This is a genomic window from Kitasatospora sp. NPDC059673, assembly GCF_042734215.1.
Taxonomy (GTDB): domain Bacteria; phylum Actinomycetota; class Actinomycetes; order Streptomycetales; family Streptomycetaceae; genus Kitasatospora.
Map to the genome: position 1 here is coordinate 156731 of NZ_JBHWEN010000013.1, position 13963 is coordinate 170693.

Annotated in this window: 11 protein-coding genes and 1 riboswitch; of the genes, 9 read left to right on the forward strand and 2 right to left on the reverse strand. The window is 73.4% G+C overall.

Going from position 1 to position 13963, the window contains the following annotated elements; all coding sequences use genetic code 11:
• Positions 1 to 7: 7 nt before the first annotated feature.
• From ACFV18_RS17590 to ACFV18_RS17610, 5 genes are all read left to right on the forward strand, one after another.
• Complete coding sequence (locus ACFV18_RS17590; protein WP_380484060.1) at positions 8 to 334, forward strand: hypothetical protein; 327 nt, start codon at positions 8 to 10, stop codon at positions 332 to 334.
• Positions 292 to 1392, forward strand: coding sequence for a hypothetical protein (locus tag ACFV18_RS17595; RefSeq protein WP_380484062.1), 1101 nt, complete (start codon positions 292 to 294; stop codon positions 1390 to 1392). Before ACFV18_RS17590 ends, ACFV18_RS17595 begins: the two co-directional genes overlap by 43 nt.
• A 120-nt stretch (positions 1393 to 1512) precedes the next feature.
• Entirely contained in the window at positions 1513 to 2031 is a 519-nt protein-coding gene (locus ACFV18_RS17600; RefSeq protein WP_380484064.1) for a SigE family RNA polymerase sigma factor, read from the forward strand.
• A 79-nt stretch (positions 2032 to 2110) separates the two neighbouring features.
• Positions 2111 to 3076, forward strand: coding sequence for a hypothetical protein (locus ACFV18_RS17605; protein WP_380484066.1), 966 nt, complete (start codon positions 2111 to 2113; stop codon positions 3074 to 3076).
• A gap of 116 nt (positions 3077 to 3192) precedes the next feature.
• Positions 3193 to 5418, forward strand: a complete 2226-nt coding sequence (locus ACFV18_RS17610; protein WP_380484068.1) for a tetratricopeptide repeat protein — start codon at positions 3193 to 3195, stop codon at positions 5416 to 5418.
• A 17-nt stretch (positions 5419 to 5435) separates the two neighbouring features.
• Here ACFV18_RS17610 and ACFV18_RS17615 read toward each other — a convergent pair whose 3' ends face one another.
• Together ACFV18_RS17615 and ACFV18_RS17620 are read right to left on the reverse strand one after the other, a co-directional pair.
• Positions 5436 to 7073, reverse strand: coding sequence for a translation initiation factor 2 (locus ACFV18_RS17615; RefSeq protein ID WP_380484070.1), 1638 nt, complete (start codon positions 7071 to 7073; stop codon positions 5436 to 5438).
• Positions 7074 to 7273: 200 nt separating this feature from the next.
• Positions 7274 to 9142, reverse strand: a complete 1869-nt coding sequence (locus tag ACFV18_RS17620) for a flavin monoamine oxidase family protein (RefSeq protein WP_380484073.1) — start codon at positions 9140 to 9142, stop codon at positions 7274 to 7276.
• Between the two features lie 187 nt (positions 9143 to 9329).
• Between ACFV18_RS17620 and ACFV18_RS17625 the strand changes: the two genes are divergently transcribed.
• The 4 genes from ACFV18_RS17625 (at position 9330) to ACFV18_RS17640 (ending at position 13821) form a co-directional block, all read left to right on the forward strand.
• Positions 9330 to 10604, forward strand: coding sequence for an MFS transporter (locus tag ACFV18_RS17625; RefSeq protein ID WP_380484075.1), 1275 nt, complete (start codon positions 9330 to 9332; stop codon positions 10602 to 10604).
• On the forward strand, positions 10601 to 10882 hold the full coding sequence (locus ACFV18_RS17630; protein ID WP_380484077.1) for a sulfurtransferase TusA family protein: 282 nt from the start codon (positions 10601 to 10603) through the stop codon (positions 10880 to 10882). Before ACFV18_RS17625 ends, ACFV18_RS17630 begins: the two co-directional genes overlap by 4 nt.
• 285 nt (positions 10883 to 11167) lie before the next feature.
• Positions 11168 to 11313, forward strand: a riboswitch (cobalamin riboswitch).
• A 67-nt stretch (positions 11314 to 11380) separates the two neighbouring features.
• Entirely contained in the window at positions 11381 to 11818 is a 438-nt protein-coding gene (locus ACFV18_RS17635; RefSeq protein ID WP_380484079.1) for an acyl-CoA thioesterase, read from the forward strand.
• A gap of 275 nt (positions 11819 to 12093) precedes the next feature.
• Entirely contained in the window at positions 12094 to 13821 is a 1728-nt protein-coding gene (locus tag ACFV18_RS17640; protein WP_380484081.1) for a putative Ig domain-containing protein, read from the forward strand.
• Positions 13822 to 13963 lie beyond the last annotated feature (142 nt).

Below are 13963 nucleotides of genomic sequence, written 5' to 3' on the forward strand. Positions count from 1 at the left end.
TGTGCGCGTGATCAACGACGCATCGGCGGTCCTGCCACCCACCGTCTACCGCTACCCACGCGCCAAGCCGCTGGGCGTGCTGCTGGTCAGCGCGCTGTTCGTCGCGGTGGGCGTGCTGATGGTGGTGACGGGCGACGCAGTGATGCCCGGCGTGGCCGGCATCCTGTTCTTCGGGCTCTGTGGCGCGGCGGTGCTGAACCAATGGATCCAGTGGGCCCCGAACTGGTGCTGGACGCCGACGGGTTGGAGAGCCGCCAGCTGGGCCGAATCCGCTGGGAGGAGATCCGGACGGTGCGGTGCAGAGTCGCGGGCAACATGTGGATGGTCGAACTGACGGGCCACCCCGGCGCGCCCTTCCCGCCCCGGCCGTCGAAGTTCGGTGCCTGGATCACCCGCGCCAACCGCAAGGCGGAGTCCGGCACGGCCTACATCCAGGCCGACGCCCTGCCCGTCAACGTGGCTACGGTCGTCGGCCGGATGCGCCTGTACCACCCCGCGTTGATGGTCCTCCCGCTCGCCGAGAGGACGGTCGAGACCGCGCTGCGCAACGCCATCTGCCGCCTGCGCAGCCGCCTGCGCAGCCGCCCCGAGGGCCGCCCCGAGGAACGCCCCGAACCCGCAGCCGAGCACAGAGCGTCGTCCGAGCCGGTCGCTCCCGAGCCGGTCGCCCCCGAGCCGGTCGCCCCTGACCGGCCGATCACGACCTTCCCGCCCGAACTTCCCTACGCCGACCGGCTGATCGCCGCCTTCCCGCCCGAACTCGCCGACGACGCCCGCGCGATGCTGGCCGTCATGCCGCCCGCCGGCCACACGACCGACCGCGGGTTCACCGTCCTCGTGAACGGCCGGCGGGTGGTCGTCCCCGTCCGGATCTACCACGACGAGCCGTCCGCCGAAGCAGCGGCCGCACTGACGCGACGTCAGCGGCAACTGCTGCACTGCCTCTACACCCGGCACCACAACGGCCGGATCCGCCAGCGCCACCTGGAACGGATCGTCGCTTCGACCGACCCGTGGGTCGTCCCGTTCGTCCTCCAACTGGCAAGCGAGTACGTGCTGGTGATCCTGTGCCTGATCCACGGGAAACTCGCCGGACTCGCTGCGCCCGGCACCGAAGGCCGCCGCGTCTACGGGCGGTTCGTCGCCGACAACCCGGCCTACTTCGCCCTCACCGGGCAGCGCGTGCTGAGCTACTGGAACTGTTATCACCGCGAGGAGTACCCGGACTTCCGGAGCTACCCGGGCAGCGCCCTCCTCGACCTCCTCCGAGCCGCAGCCGCCGACGCGACCCCCGCCCCCGACGCCGCAGCCGCCCCCGACGCGACCCCCGCCCCCGACGCCGCAGCCGCCCCCGCAGCTGCCGCCGAGGAGCCGCCCGCAGGTCAGCCCTGAGCGTCAACGAGGCAGCAGGCAACCGCCGTTACCCAATCTTGATCTTCGTGGCGCGACGAACGGCCCGGGTGCGGCGTGTATCCAGAACGTTGACGAACACTTTTCCATCCGGGGGACCACATGACCGAGGGGCTCGGCTTCGACGAGTTCGCGGCCAGTCGGGCACGCCGCCTGTTCCAGCTCGCGTACCTGATGTGCGGGGACTGGCACCAGGCACAGGACCTCGTGCAGACCGCGCTGTCGAAGATGTACCCGGTCTGGGGCCGGCTGCGGCGGGCCGACGCGGACGCCGGAGTCGACGCGTACGCCCGGAAGGTGGTGCTGCGCTGCTACCTGTCGCACCGTCGGCTGCGCCGCTCCAGTGAACTCGCCGTCGCCGAATTCCCCGAGGAGCCGGTGGTCGGCGCCCACGAGGGCAGCTCCGCCGCCCTGCGGATCACCCTGATGGCCGCTCTGCGCCAACTGCCGCCCAGGAACCGGGCCGCCGTGGTCCTCCGGTACCTGGAGGACTACAGCCTGGAGCAGACGGCGGAGGCGATGGGCATCAGCGTCAGCGCCGTGAAGAGCCTCAACTCCCGTTCGATGGCCCGCCTGCGCGCGATCCTCGGCCCGGACCGTGCCCTGCTGCTCCAGGACTGACCCGGGCCAACGGCCCACCCCGGACGAACCCCCGCCTACTCTCGTGACATACACCTGCCAGTACGGAAGGCATCGGACATTGGACCTGGACCTGGAGCTCTCCCGGATGATGGAGACGAGCGTCAAGGAACTGAGCGTCCCGGTCGCCGTGATCGTCGCCGAGAGCAACCGCCGGGGCCGTCGCCGCAAACTGGCCCGGCGGCTACGGGTGGCGGGCGCCGCGCTCACCGTCGTCGCGCTGGCCGCGGTCGGCGCGAACGCCGGACTGTCCACCGTGGCCTCGAAGTTGCCCGCCCACGGCCCCGGCCCGGTCGGCCCGGCCGGCGCGGGCGGTACGGCCAATGCGGGCGTGCCCTCGCTCACCACCTCGCCGAGCCCGCTCGACTCCGCCGGGTCGAGCCCCGGGGCCGAGTTCACGCCGATGCTGAACATGCCCCCGGCGTCCGTGCTCGGTCGGCCGTCGAGCAACGACACCCCGGCCCCCGGCAGTCAGATGCCGTTCACGCCCGACAATGTGTACAGGGCGCTCAACTCCATGCTTCCCGTGTTCAGCCGGTTCCTCAAGGACGCCCAGGTCCACCCCGGCCCGCTCCCCTCCGGCACCGCCGGGGTGGTGATGCAGTTCGTCGACGGCTCCGGCGTCACCGCCAGCCTGGAGATGACGATGCGTCACTCGCAGCTGGTCTTCCCGAAGGACCGGCGCGCTCCCGCCGACCCCAGCGACCTGCCGTTCCAGTGCACGGAGAGCGTCCTGGGCAACGGAACCCGCACCACCATGGGCTGCGCGTACGGCTTCCTGCCGGACGGCACCTGGGAGATGGTGGAGAGCAACGATGCGGTGGCGCCGACCCTGTACAACTACCGGGTCCGGGTGTGGCGGATGGACGGCACCGTACTGGAGTTCACCGAGTACAGCGGGATACGCGACTTCACCGGAGGCGCCGAGCAGAAGAACACCCGCAGCACGCCGCCGATCCCGCTCGCCATCTGGCGCGGCGTCGCCGAGAGCCAGGACTGGCGCTGGTTCACTCTCCCCAAAGGCTGACACCCCAAGGCTGGCACCCCAAGGCTGGCTCCAGCGCTGACACCCCGGGCGCCGCGCCCCCGCCCGGGTTGCGGTGTCTCCCGGTCAGCGCCCCCGCCACCGCGTAGGGTTGGCGCGTGACCGAACAGACGCGCAACGTGGTGGGCGACCACGCCCGGGTGGACACCGTGGTGCAGGCGCAGCACGTCAGCACGGTGAACATCCACCAGGCGGCCGCCGTCGTCCACACCCCGGCCTTCGAACTGCCGCCCGAGCGCGCCCACTTCGTCGACCGGACCGAGGAACAGGCGCGCATCGCCGACCTCCCCGAACCCGACGGCGCGCAGCCCGCCACCCCGCAGGTGGTGACGATCAGCGGGCTGGGCGGCATCGGCAAGACCGCCCTGTGCGTGCGCCTCGGCCACCGCCTGGCCGACCGCCACCCGGACGGCGCGCACTACATCGACCTGGACGACTACCGCCGCGAGGGCGCGGCCGACCTGGCCGCCGTCCTGGCCGACCTGCTGTCCGGCCTCGGCGTCGAACGCGCCTGGCTGGCAACGGACTTCCGCTCGCTGGCCCGCCAGTACTGGGCCCGCACCCGGGGCGGCCGCCGACTCCTGGTGATCGACAACGCCCGCACCGGCGCCGAGGTCCAGCCGCTGCTGCCCGCCTCCGCCGCCAGCCTGGTGCTGGTCACCAGCCACGGCCCGCTGTACGACCTCGGCGACACCGCCCCGCTGGAGCTCGCCCTCGCTCCGCTCTCCACCGACCACATCGCCGAACTGCTGCGCCTGCTGTCCGGCGAACAGCGCTGGGCCGCCGCCGACCCCGCCACCGTGCACACCCTGGCCACCGCCTGTGCCGGACTGCCCAAGGCCGCCGAAGTGGCCGGCGAACTCGCCCGCCGCCTCCCGCACCGCAGCCTCGCCGCGCTCGCCGAACGACTCACCGCCGAACTCCATCAGCAGGGGAGCAAGCCCGTGGAGGCCGTCTGGGACGCCGCCTACGCCGAACTCGGCGCCGCCGCCGCCCAGTTGTACCGCATCCTGCCCGAGTGCCCCGGCCCGTCCGTCACCGAGCACACCGCCGCCGCACTGCTCGGCCGGAGCCTGCCGGCCACCGAGGACGCCCTCGCCGAACTCGTCGCCGCCGGACTGCTCGACTACCGCACCGGCGGCTACCGCCAGCACGCCCTGGTACGCGGCCACGCCGCCCGCCGCGCCCGGCAGGCCGACCCGGACGGCACCGAACGCGCCGACGCCCGGCGCCGCGTCCTGCACTGGCTGCGCCGCCAGAGCGCCCGCGCCGACCTGGTGATGGCCGGCACCCGCCTCACCGTCGAACCCGAGGTGCCGCCGCTGCCGGGCGTCCCCGACGCCGACCTCGGCACCGCCAAGTCCCAGGCGCTGCACTGGATGGAGGCCAACCGGCAGGCCCTGTACGGCGCGGTCGCCCTCGCCCACGACAGCGGCCGCGACCAGGACGCCGTGGCGCTCGCCGAATCGCTGTGGACGCACTTCCTCGACCACCCCCGGCACGCCGACGCCATCGACGCCTTCACCGCCGCCGTGGCCGCCGCCGACCGCGCCGACCAGCTGCCCGCCCGGATCCGCACCCGCTGCCTGCTGGCCCGGCCGCTGTGGGAGACCGCCCGGTTCGAGGAGGCCGCCACCGCCCTCGACCGGGCCCGCGCCCTCGCCGAGCTGCTCGGCGAGGAGTTCGCCGACCGCCGGCTCGCCGCCTCCGCCATCGACTTCCACGGCCAACTCGCCCTCGCCGAAGGCCAATGGGCCACCGAACGCGGGGACGCCGACACCGCCCGCGCGCACTTCGCCACCGCCCGCGCCGACTTCGACACGGCCCGCGCGATCCACCTGGCGATCGGCAACGCGTACGGCGCGGCGCTCCAGACCTACCAGTGCGCCAGAGCCGCTGCCGCCGCCGACGACCAGGCCGAGGCCGCCGAACTGTTCGCCCGGGCCCACCAGGCATTCGCCGGTATGGACGGACGCCAACGCATGACCGCCCGGGCCCGCTCCGGCCTCGGCCGGGCCCTGCTGCGGGCCGGCCGGTACCCGGACGCCGAACCCCACCTGACCGCCGCTCTCGCCGACGCCGAAGCCCGCCGCTCCACCTTCGACGAGGCCCGCATCCGCACCGACCTCGCCACCCTCGCCGACCGTACCGGCCGCCCCGCCGAGGCCGCACAACACCGCACCCGCGCCGCCGAGTTGCGGGCCGCCCACGGCGCCGCGCCCGACCCCGAACCCGGCCCCGGCCCGGACCCTGACCCCGGCGCCGCGCCCGACCCCGAACCCGGCCCCGGCGCCACGCCCAACCCCGGCCCCGACGAGAGCTGACCTCCCGCCACCGCCCGTCACAGCTCCGCGTCGAGCTCCTCGGCGAGCGCCGGGCGGACGGTGAGCCGGGCGGTGAACGGGCCCAGCGCGCAGTCGAGTTCGGCGGGGAGACCGGCCGCCGGGTGGGCGCCGAGCCAGGCGTGGACGGCGGAGACCGCGGCCGTGGGATCGATCCGGTGGATGCGGCCGCCGGCCCGGCCAGGCGCGAGCTGCACGGTCAGTGGGCCGCGGTGCCGGTGCAGCAGGACGCAGCGGTCGGCGGACATCACCGCCGCTGCGGTCAGGCAGGCGGGCAGTTCGTCCAGTACGTGCGTGGCCCAACCGGACACCGTCCAGCGGCCGGAACCGGGGCGCCGCCACAGCACGGCGGCGCTGCGCACCTGAGCCAGCGCGGCCACCGGGTGCTCGGCGGACAGGTGGTGGATCGGCAGCTCGGTGGCGGCCGGGAAACGCTCCACCCGCACCCGCTGCCCGTCGACCTCGGCCCGCACCGCGAGCGTCGGCGCGGCCGACCGCGGCACCGACGGCACCGGTAGCGGCTGCGGCAGCACCACCTGCCGAGGGGGCGTCAGGTCGAGCAGCCGGTACAGCTCGGTGCGCAGCAGGCCCAGCGCCTGCCCGGGCCGGTCGAACGCGTCAGCGGCGGGGCCCCGGGCGAGGGTGGTCGCGGCCAGGTCCAGGCCGCGAACGCTCTCCAGGCCGGTGAAGCGCGGCGCGGCGGCCAGCAGCCGGGCCATCGGGGTGCCGGCGATCAACTCCCGCCCGCCGTCGTAGGCGTTCAGCACGGGGCGGCCGAGCGCGGCGGCGTACAGCGCGGTGGAGCCGTGGTCGGTGATCACCGCGTCGGCGGCGACCAGGACCGCCGCCCAGTCCTGGTGCGGGGAGGGCAGCAGCAGCCCGGCCCGCAGCTCGGGGCGGAACTGCTCGGCGAGGTCGAGGCGGCTGCGTTCGCCGATCTCGTTGGGGTGGACCAGCAGCGCGACCCGGTAGCGGTCCACCGGCAGGCCCAGCACCAACTCGCCCGGAAGTTCGGGGCGTTGGACCAGCAGACTCTCCGGCCCCCAGGTGGAGAGCACCGCCAGCAGGGTGCGGTCGCCGAGGTCGAGCGCGGCCCGGTACACCTCGCGGCGGGGGTTCGACTCCAGCATCCGGTCCAGCGTCGGATCGCCGACGACGACCGCACGGGTGGCCGCCGGCGGGCAGAACTCGGCCAGCCGGGACAGCTGTTCGGCATGACCGAGACCGTGCAGATCGGCCCACGGCGCGCCGTCGGAGAGCAGGAACGCCGGGTCGAGGCCGGACGGCAGCTCGGGTGAACCCTCCTCGCGCAGCGCCTTGTTGAAGCCCGCGCCGTGCGGCAGCAGGGCCCGGGCGCGAGCGGACAGGCTGGCCAGCGCGCCCTTCGGGCTGGTGGTCAGGACGAGGTCGAAGGGCCGTTCGGTGGCCTGCTCGAAGTCGATCACCCGGGCGCCGGAGCGGTCCAGCGCGGCCAGCGCCTCCAGGTCGAACCGGGAGCCCGGCACCAGGGTGAACCAGCGGGAGATCCGGCCGTCGCCCTCGAACACCGGCAGCACGTCCAGCAGTCGGTGCAGTGCCACCGCCGAGCGGAACGCCAGCAGCACGGAGCGCCGCTGGTCCCCGCCGGTGTCGCGCATGCGCCGATGGTATCGGTGCGCCCGCCGCCCCGCCCGCCGGGACACGGCCGCTGATGGCCGGTCGGGCAGCCCGACCCGCCGTCGGGAAGGGCTCCGGCCGGGACGGCGAAACGCCCGCCGCCAGCACCCGACTGACGAAGCATCGGGTACCGGCGGCGGGCGGTGCGAGCGTTGCGGGCGCTGCGATTTGGTGCCGCTGGTCAGACGGTGTTGGCGACCTGCAGCGCGGCCTCCGTGCCGGAGGCGATCGCGCCCGAGATCCACGCGTGGTAGCGCGGCTGGCAGTGGTCGCCGGCGAAGAACAGCTTCCCTTCGACGGGCGTCGCCACGTGCGGGCCGAGGCTGAGCAGCTGCCCGGGCGTCTCGATGACGGCCTCGCCCAGCGCCCAGCGATTGCGCAGCCAGGACTGCGAGACGTGCCGGTCGGTGACGTAGCGCCGGATCCGCTCGCCGTACAGGCCGGTCAGGTGTTCCAGCGCCTCGGTGTGCCGGTCGGCGGGGGTGAGGGCGTCGAAGCGCAGCGCGTCCTCCGCCCAGTTGTAGGCGGCCAGCACCACACCGCCGGGTGCGCCGCCGTCGCTGGGGTGGGAGGGGAAGTAGACGAACCGGCCGGCCTCGTCGGAGACGCAGCCGCCGCCGACCGCGGCCACCGCGTCGCCGTGCGGGGCGGGCTTGTAGTCGTTGCCGAGCTTGTTCTTCCAGGTCGCCTCGTCCCACTCCCACCAGCGCTCGGTGAACTCCAGCAGCACCTTGTGCGCGGTGTCGTGCTTGAGTTCGTTGATCGCCCGGCGCTTGCCGTAGGGGAGCAGCGGCTCGAAGTCGACGTGCCGCAGCGCCGCGAACGGCACCGCCAGCACCACCATGTCGGCCCGGTACTCGGTGGGCTTGTTGCCGATCGCGCCGTCGCAGGCCTCGTCCTCCGGGCCGGTCTCGGGTTCGGCGGTCACCGTCACGCCGTGCTCGTCCGTGCGGACCCGGGTGGCCACCTGGCCGCGCTCGATCGACAGGCCCTTGGCGAGCGCCTCGGTGAGCGCGTCGGTGCCCGCGTCGAACTCGAAGTAGGTGACCGACGGGTTGATGTCACCGGCGTCGAACACCGAGTGCAGGAAGCCGTAGGACAGCCGGCTGGTCAGGTTCTCCAGCGTGCCGACGGCCTGGATCTGGGCGTCGCTCCAGCCCTCGCCCTCCTGCAGGTAGCGCAGCAGCGAGTAGCCGTCCATGTCGTACAGCAGGTCGGCCATGCCGGTGACCCGCTCCGCGATCGGCTTGTCGGTCCAGGTGCCGTCGGGGTTCTTGTCCATGGTGTAGGCGCGGGCGGTGTCGAGCGCCTTGTCGAAGGCCGCCGCGGTGGTCTGGTTGCTGTCCCAGCCGAAGCTCTTGTTGATCGGGCCCGGGTTCTCGGCGTACTGCTTCTTGGTGACGGTCTGTCCGTTGACGTGCACGAAGCGGCTGCCGAGACCCTTCGGCGCGACGTACGCGGGGGCTTCGCCGCTGGTGAACTCCTCACCCGTCCACGACTTGTACGCCACCCTGGAGTCGTGGGAGACCTGGTCCGGCAGCGGCGGGAGGTCCACCAGGTCGAACGGGCGGCGCGGCACCTTCAGGTGGTCGGCCAGCGCGAGGGTCAGCACGTGGCTGGACGGGATGCGCATCGCGCCGGCCTCCGCGTGCAGCCGGGAGTCCTGCCACACGTCGCCGCGGAAGGTCTTCACCCGGCCGCCCACCCGGCTGCGGTTCGCCTCCAGTACCCGCACCTTGTGACCCGCCGCCTGCAACAGCCGGGCGCACACCATTCCGGCCACGCCCGCGCCGACCACCAGCACGTCGCGCGTCTCGGTCTTCTTCACGCGCTGACGGCCGGTCAGCAGCTTCAGGTACTCCAGGGTCAGGTCGTTGTGGTCGGCGTCGGTCAGCAGGATCCGGCGCGCCATGATCAGCGCCGCCGCCTTCCGCGCCGGGTCGGGCGGGGCCGCGTCCGCCGCACGAGAGATTCCGGCCCCGGGGCCGGTCAGGGCGGCGGCGGCCGCCGCGCCGCCAGAAGCAAAGAGCAGTCCGCGTCGAGAGATCACCGCCCCACCTTGGCAGCGCCGCGCACCCCGGGACGCGCGCTCCGCCCACCTGGCCCCTTTCACCACCCGCCAGGGGGGCGCTTGCCGCACTCACCTGGCGCGCCCCGTCCCCAACTGTGCGCCGGGCGGTTTTGCGGCGAGGGGTCGTTAGGATATTCCACGAAACTTTGGATAACCGAGGAGAGCCGTGACGTCAGAGACCAGCACCACAGCGCCGCCACCCGCCGAACTCGCCGCCGACCCCGCCGTTCAGCGGCACATCCTGCGGGTCCTGGTCACCTCCCAGATCCTCAGCGGTGCCGGGCTGGCCGCCGGCATCACCGTCGGCGCGCTGCTCGCCCAGGACATGCTCGGCAGCACCGGGCTGGCCGGGCTGCCCAGTGCCCTGTTCACCGCCGGCAGCGCGCTCACGGCGATCGTGGTCAGCCGAATATCCGCCGCCCGCGGCCGCCGCCCCGGACTCGCCCTCGGGTACGCCACCGGCGCCGTCGGCAGCGTCGGCGTGATCGCCGCCGCCGCACTCGACAGCCCCGTCCTGCTGTTCCTCGCGCTGTTCGTCTACGGCGCCGGCACCGCCACCAACCTCCAGGCCCGGTACGCCGGGGCCGACCTCGCCGCCCCCGGACACCGCGCCCGGGCGATCTCCACCGTGCTGGTCGCCACCACCCTCGGCGGCGTCCTCGGCCCCAACCTCGCCGCCCCCACCGGCGACCTCGCCGAGGCCCTGCACCTGCCCCGACTCGCCGGACCGTTCCTGCTGGGCGGCGTGGCCTACGCCGCCGCCGCGCTCGTCCTCGCCACCCGGCTGCGCCCCGACCCGCTGCTGCTCGCCCGCGCCGCCGCCGCGGCGGCCCCGGCCGCCGAGACCCCGGCGGACACCGCCGACGGCACGTCAACGGCCCGCACCCGCAACCGCGTCCTGCTCGGAGCGCAGGTGATGGTGGTCACCCAGCTCGTCATGGTCGGCGTGATGACCATGACACCCGTCCACATGCACGACGCCGGACAGGGCACCGCCGCAGCCGGGTTCGTCATCGCCCTGCACGTCGCCGCGATGTACCTGCCCTCCCCGCTCACCGGACGCCTGGTCGACCGGCACGGCCCGCTCACCGTCGGCGCCGCCGCCGGACTCACCCTGCTCGCGGCCGGCGTGCTCGCCGCCCTCGCCCCCGCAGACTCCCTCCCGCTGCTCGCCCTCGCACTCGTCCTGCTCGGCCTCGGCTGGAACTTCGGCCTGGTCTCCGGCACCGCGATCCTCACCGACGCCGTCCCGCTCGCCACCCGCGCCAAGACCCAGGGCAGCGTCGACGTCGCCATCGCCATCTCCGGCGCCACCGGCGGCCTCGCCTCCGGCGCCGTCGTCGACCTGGCCGGCTACCCCGTCCTCGCCTTCGGCGGCGGCCTGGTCGCCCTGCTGATCCTCCCCGCCCTCGCCACCGCAGCCACCCGGGCCCGACGATGACGGACCACCAGACCCCCCAACTCACCATCGACGGACGCGGATTGCTCTGCGTCACCCTGCTCCTGCGGCTGCGCGCCGCCATCGCCGACGCCCCCGCCGGCACCCTCGTCCACATCCACGCCACCGACCCCGCCGCCCCCCTCGACCTCCCCGCCTGGTGCCACCTCACCGGCCACCACTACCTCGGCCCCGTCACCACCGACACCTACGCCCTGCGCCTGACCGCCAACCCCACCCCCACCCGCCCCGACGCCCCCTGGCACCGCCCGACACCCTGACCGCCCCCCGGCCGGCCCGCCACTCGCGCGGCCGCCGGGAGCACCGACTGCCGTGGGCCCGACCGTCGGACGGGAGCGCTCCGGGCCTGCCACCACGTCCTGCTCCCGTCGTCGCCGAGACCTGTGCGCTGCGACTCACGCCGCCCCGCCCCGCGTGGACGCCCCGTGGCGTCGTCCGGCAGGCTGGCGGCCCCCTTGACCGCCGGGCGGACTGAGCACCTCCGGCGGGGATATAGGCTGGTCGGGCAGCGGTTCGCACCCGTCCGAGCCAGGGCAGGGGCGTCGTAAGAGGGAACCTGGTGCGAGTCCAGGACTGCCTCGCAGCGGTGAGCGGGAACGACCGCCGTCACACGCACTGGGCCCGACCGGTCCGGGAAGCGACGGCCAGTAGGCAGGCCCTCCACGGGAGATGTCCGCGAGTCCGAAGACCTGCCGCCGCCCGCAGCGCCCACCGGTGCCGCGGATCGCCCAAGCCGCGACTCGCGAAGGAGAGTTGACGTGGCAGATCAGACCGTCGCACCCGTGGTGTCCGCCGCCAAGCCCGCGCAGGCGTCCCAGGTGACGCTCGCGCACATCATGAGTGAGCACGACACCAATCTCTACGGCACCATCCACGGCGGCGTGGTGATGAAGCTCATCGACGACGCCGCGGCCGCCGCTGCCGCCCGGCATGCCGAAGGCCCGGCCGTCACCGCCGCCGTGGACGGCATGACCTTCCTCGCCCCCGTCCGGGCCGGCGACCTGCTCACCGCGCACGCCGAGCTGGAGCGGGCCGGGCGTACCTCGATGACCGTCCACGTCACCGTCACCGCCGAGCGCTGGAACGCCACCGGCCCGGTCACCCGGGTCGCCACCGGAAGGCTCACGTTCGTCGCCATCGACGCCGACAGCCACCCGCGCCCCGTCCCGGCCCTGCTCGAACCCGCAGCTGCCTGACACCTCGTCACCACCCGAGCCCGAGCCCGAGCCCGAGCCCCGAGCCCTGAGCCCTGAGCCCCGAGCCCGGAACGCCGTCCCACCTGGCGTTCCGGGCTCGCGGCTTTGAGTGATCACCATCACGTGGGGACAAACCGCATCATTGCGGACGGCGTGTGATCGACATGTTCCGTTCAAGCTCCGATTACCCCACCATGGCAGCGTGTGCCCGCCTACGCGCGTAGCGCAGGCGCACCCGCACCCCCATGGTTCCTGTGGTTCGAGGAGATTGACAGATGATCAGAACGTGGAAGGCCGCCCGCCCGCTGGCCCTCGCCGCCACCGCACTGGTGGTCGCCGCCGGCGCGAGCGCCGTCCCGCAGCACGCCACCGCGGCCACCCCCAAGAACGCCGCCGCGGCCGCCGCCACCACCACCCCGAAGCGGGTGCTGTTCGACAACACCAAGGCGGAGACCGCGGGCAACGCGGACTGGATCATCTCCACCAGCCAGCCCGACCCGCTGGCGCAGAACGCCAACCCGAGCAGCGAGACCAGCTGGACCGGCGCCATCTCGGCCTGGGGCGTGGCCCTGCAGAAGACCGGCAACTACAGCCTGAAGACGCTGCCCGCCGGCAACACCATCACCTACGGCACCGGCGGCGCGCTCGACCTCGCCAACTTCGACGAGTTCGTGATCCCCGAGCCCAACATCCGCCTCAGCGCGGCCGAGAAGACCGCCGTGATGACGTTCGTCCAGAACGGTGGCGGCCTGTTCCTGATCTCCGACCACACCCAGAGCGACCGCAACAACGACGGCTGGGACTCCCCGGCCATCATCAACGACCTGCTGACCAGCAACGGCGTCAACAACAACGACCCGTTCGGCTTCTCCGTCGATCTGCTGAACATCACCACCGACAACCCGCGGGCGATCTCCGCCACCGCCGACCCGGTGATCAACGGGCCGTTCGGCACCGTCACCGGCTCGATCATCCGCAACGGCACCACCTTCACCCTCAAGCCCGCCGACAACCCGAACGTCAAGGGCCTGGTCTACCGCACCGGTTACAGCGGCAACACCGGCGCGGCGTTCGCCACTTCGACCTTCGGCAAGGGCCGGGTGGCGATCTGGGGCGACTCCTCGCCGATCGACGACGGCACCGGCCAGTCGGGCAACACCCTCTACAACGGCTGGAACGACCCGGCCGGCACCGACGCCGCGCTCGCCCTCAACGCCACCGCCTGGCTCGCCCAGGGCAGCGGCTCCGGCGGCAACACCGGCTCGGTCTCCCTCGCCAACCCGGGCGCCCGCACCGCCACCGTCGGCACCGCGACCAGCCTCCAGCTGTCCGCCACCGACACCGCCGGCGGCACCCTCGGCTACGCGGCCACCGGCTTGCCCGCCGGACTGACCGTCAACCCCGCCACCGGCCTGATCAGCGGCACCCCCACCACCGCCGGCACCAGCACGGTCACCGTCACCGCCACCGACTCCACCGGCCCGTCCGCCAGCGCCACCTTCACCTGGACGGTCACCGCGAGCGGCGGCACCACCTGCACCCCCGCCCAGCTGATCACCAACCCCGGCTTCGAGAGCGGCAGCACCTCCGGCTGGACCGAGACCAACAGCGGCGGCTCCAGCACCATCAACAGCAGCACCAGTGAGCCCGCCCACAGCGGCACTTACGACGCCTGGCTGGACGGCTACGGCGCCACCAACACCGACACCCTCGCCCAGACCGTCACCCTGCCGACCGGCTGCGCGAACTACAACCTCAGCTTCTGGCTGCACATCGACAGCGCCTCCTCCACCACCACCGTCTTCGACACCCTCACCGTCACGGCCAACGGCACCACCCTGGCCACCTACTCCAACGTCAACGCCGCCGCCGGCTACCAGCAGCGCACCTTCAACCTCGCCGCCTACGCCGGTCAGAGCGTCACCCTGAAGTTCACCGGTGCCGAGGACTACACCAAGCAGACCTCCTTCGTCCTCGACGACATCACCCTCAACGTCTCCTGACGCGACGTCGGAGCCCCGGACCGGCCCCACCCGGTCCGGGGCTTCGTCGTTCGGTCACATCTGCTTCGAGATCCGAACTGCTTTGTGAAGGTCTTGCCATGAGGATCTTCACCTTCCTAGACTGCGGCCACCATGGCCGGGC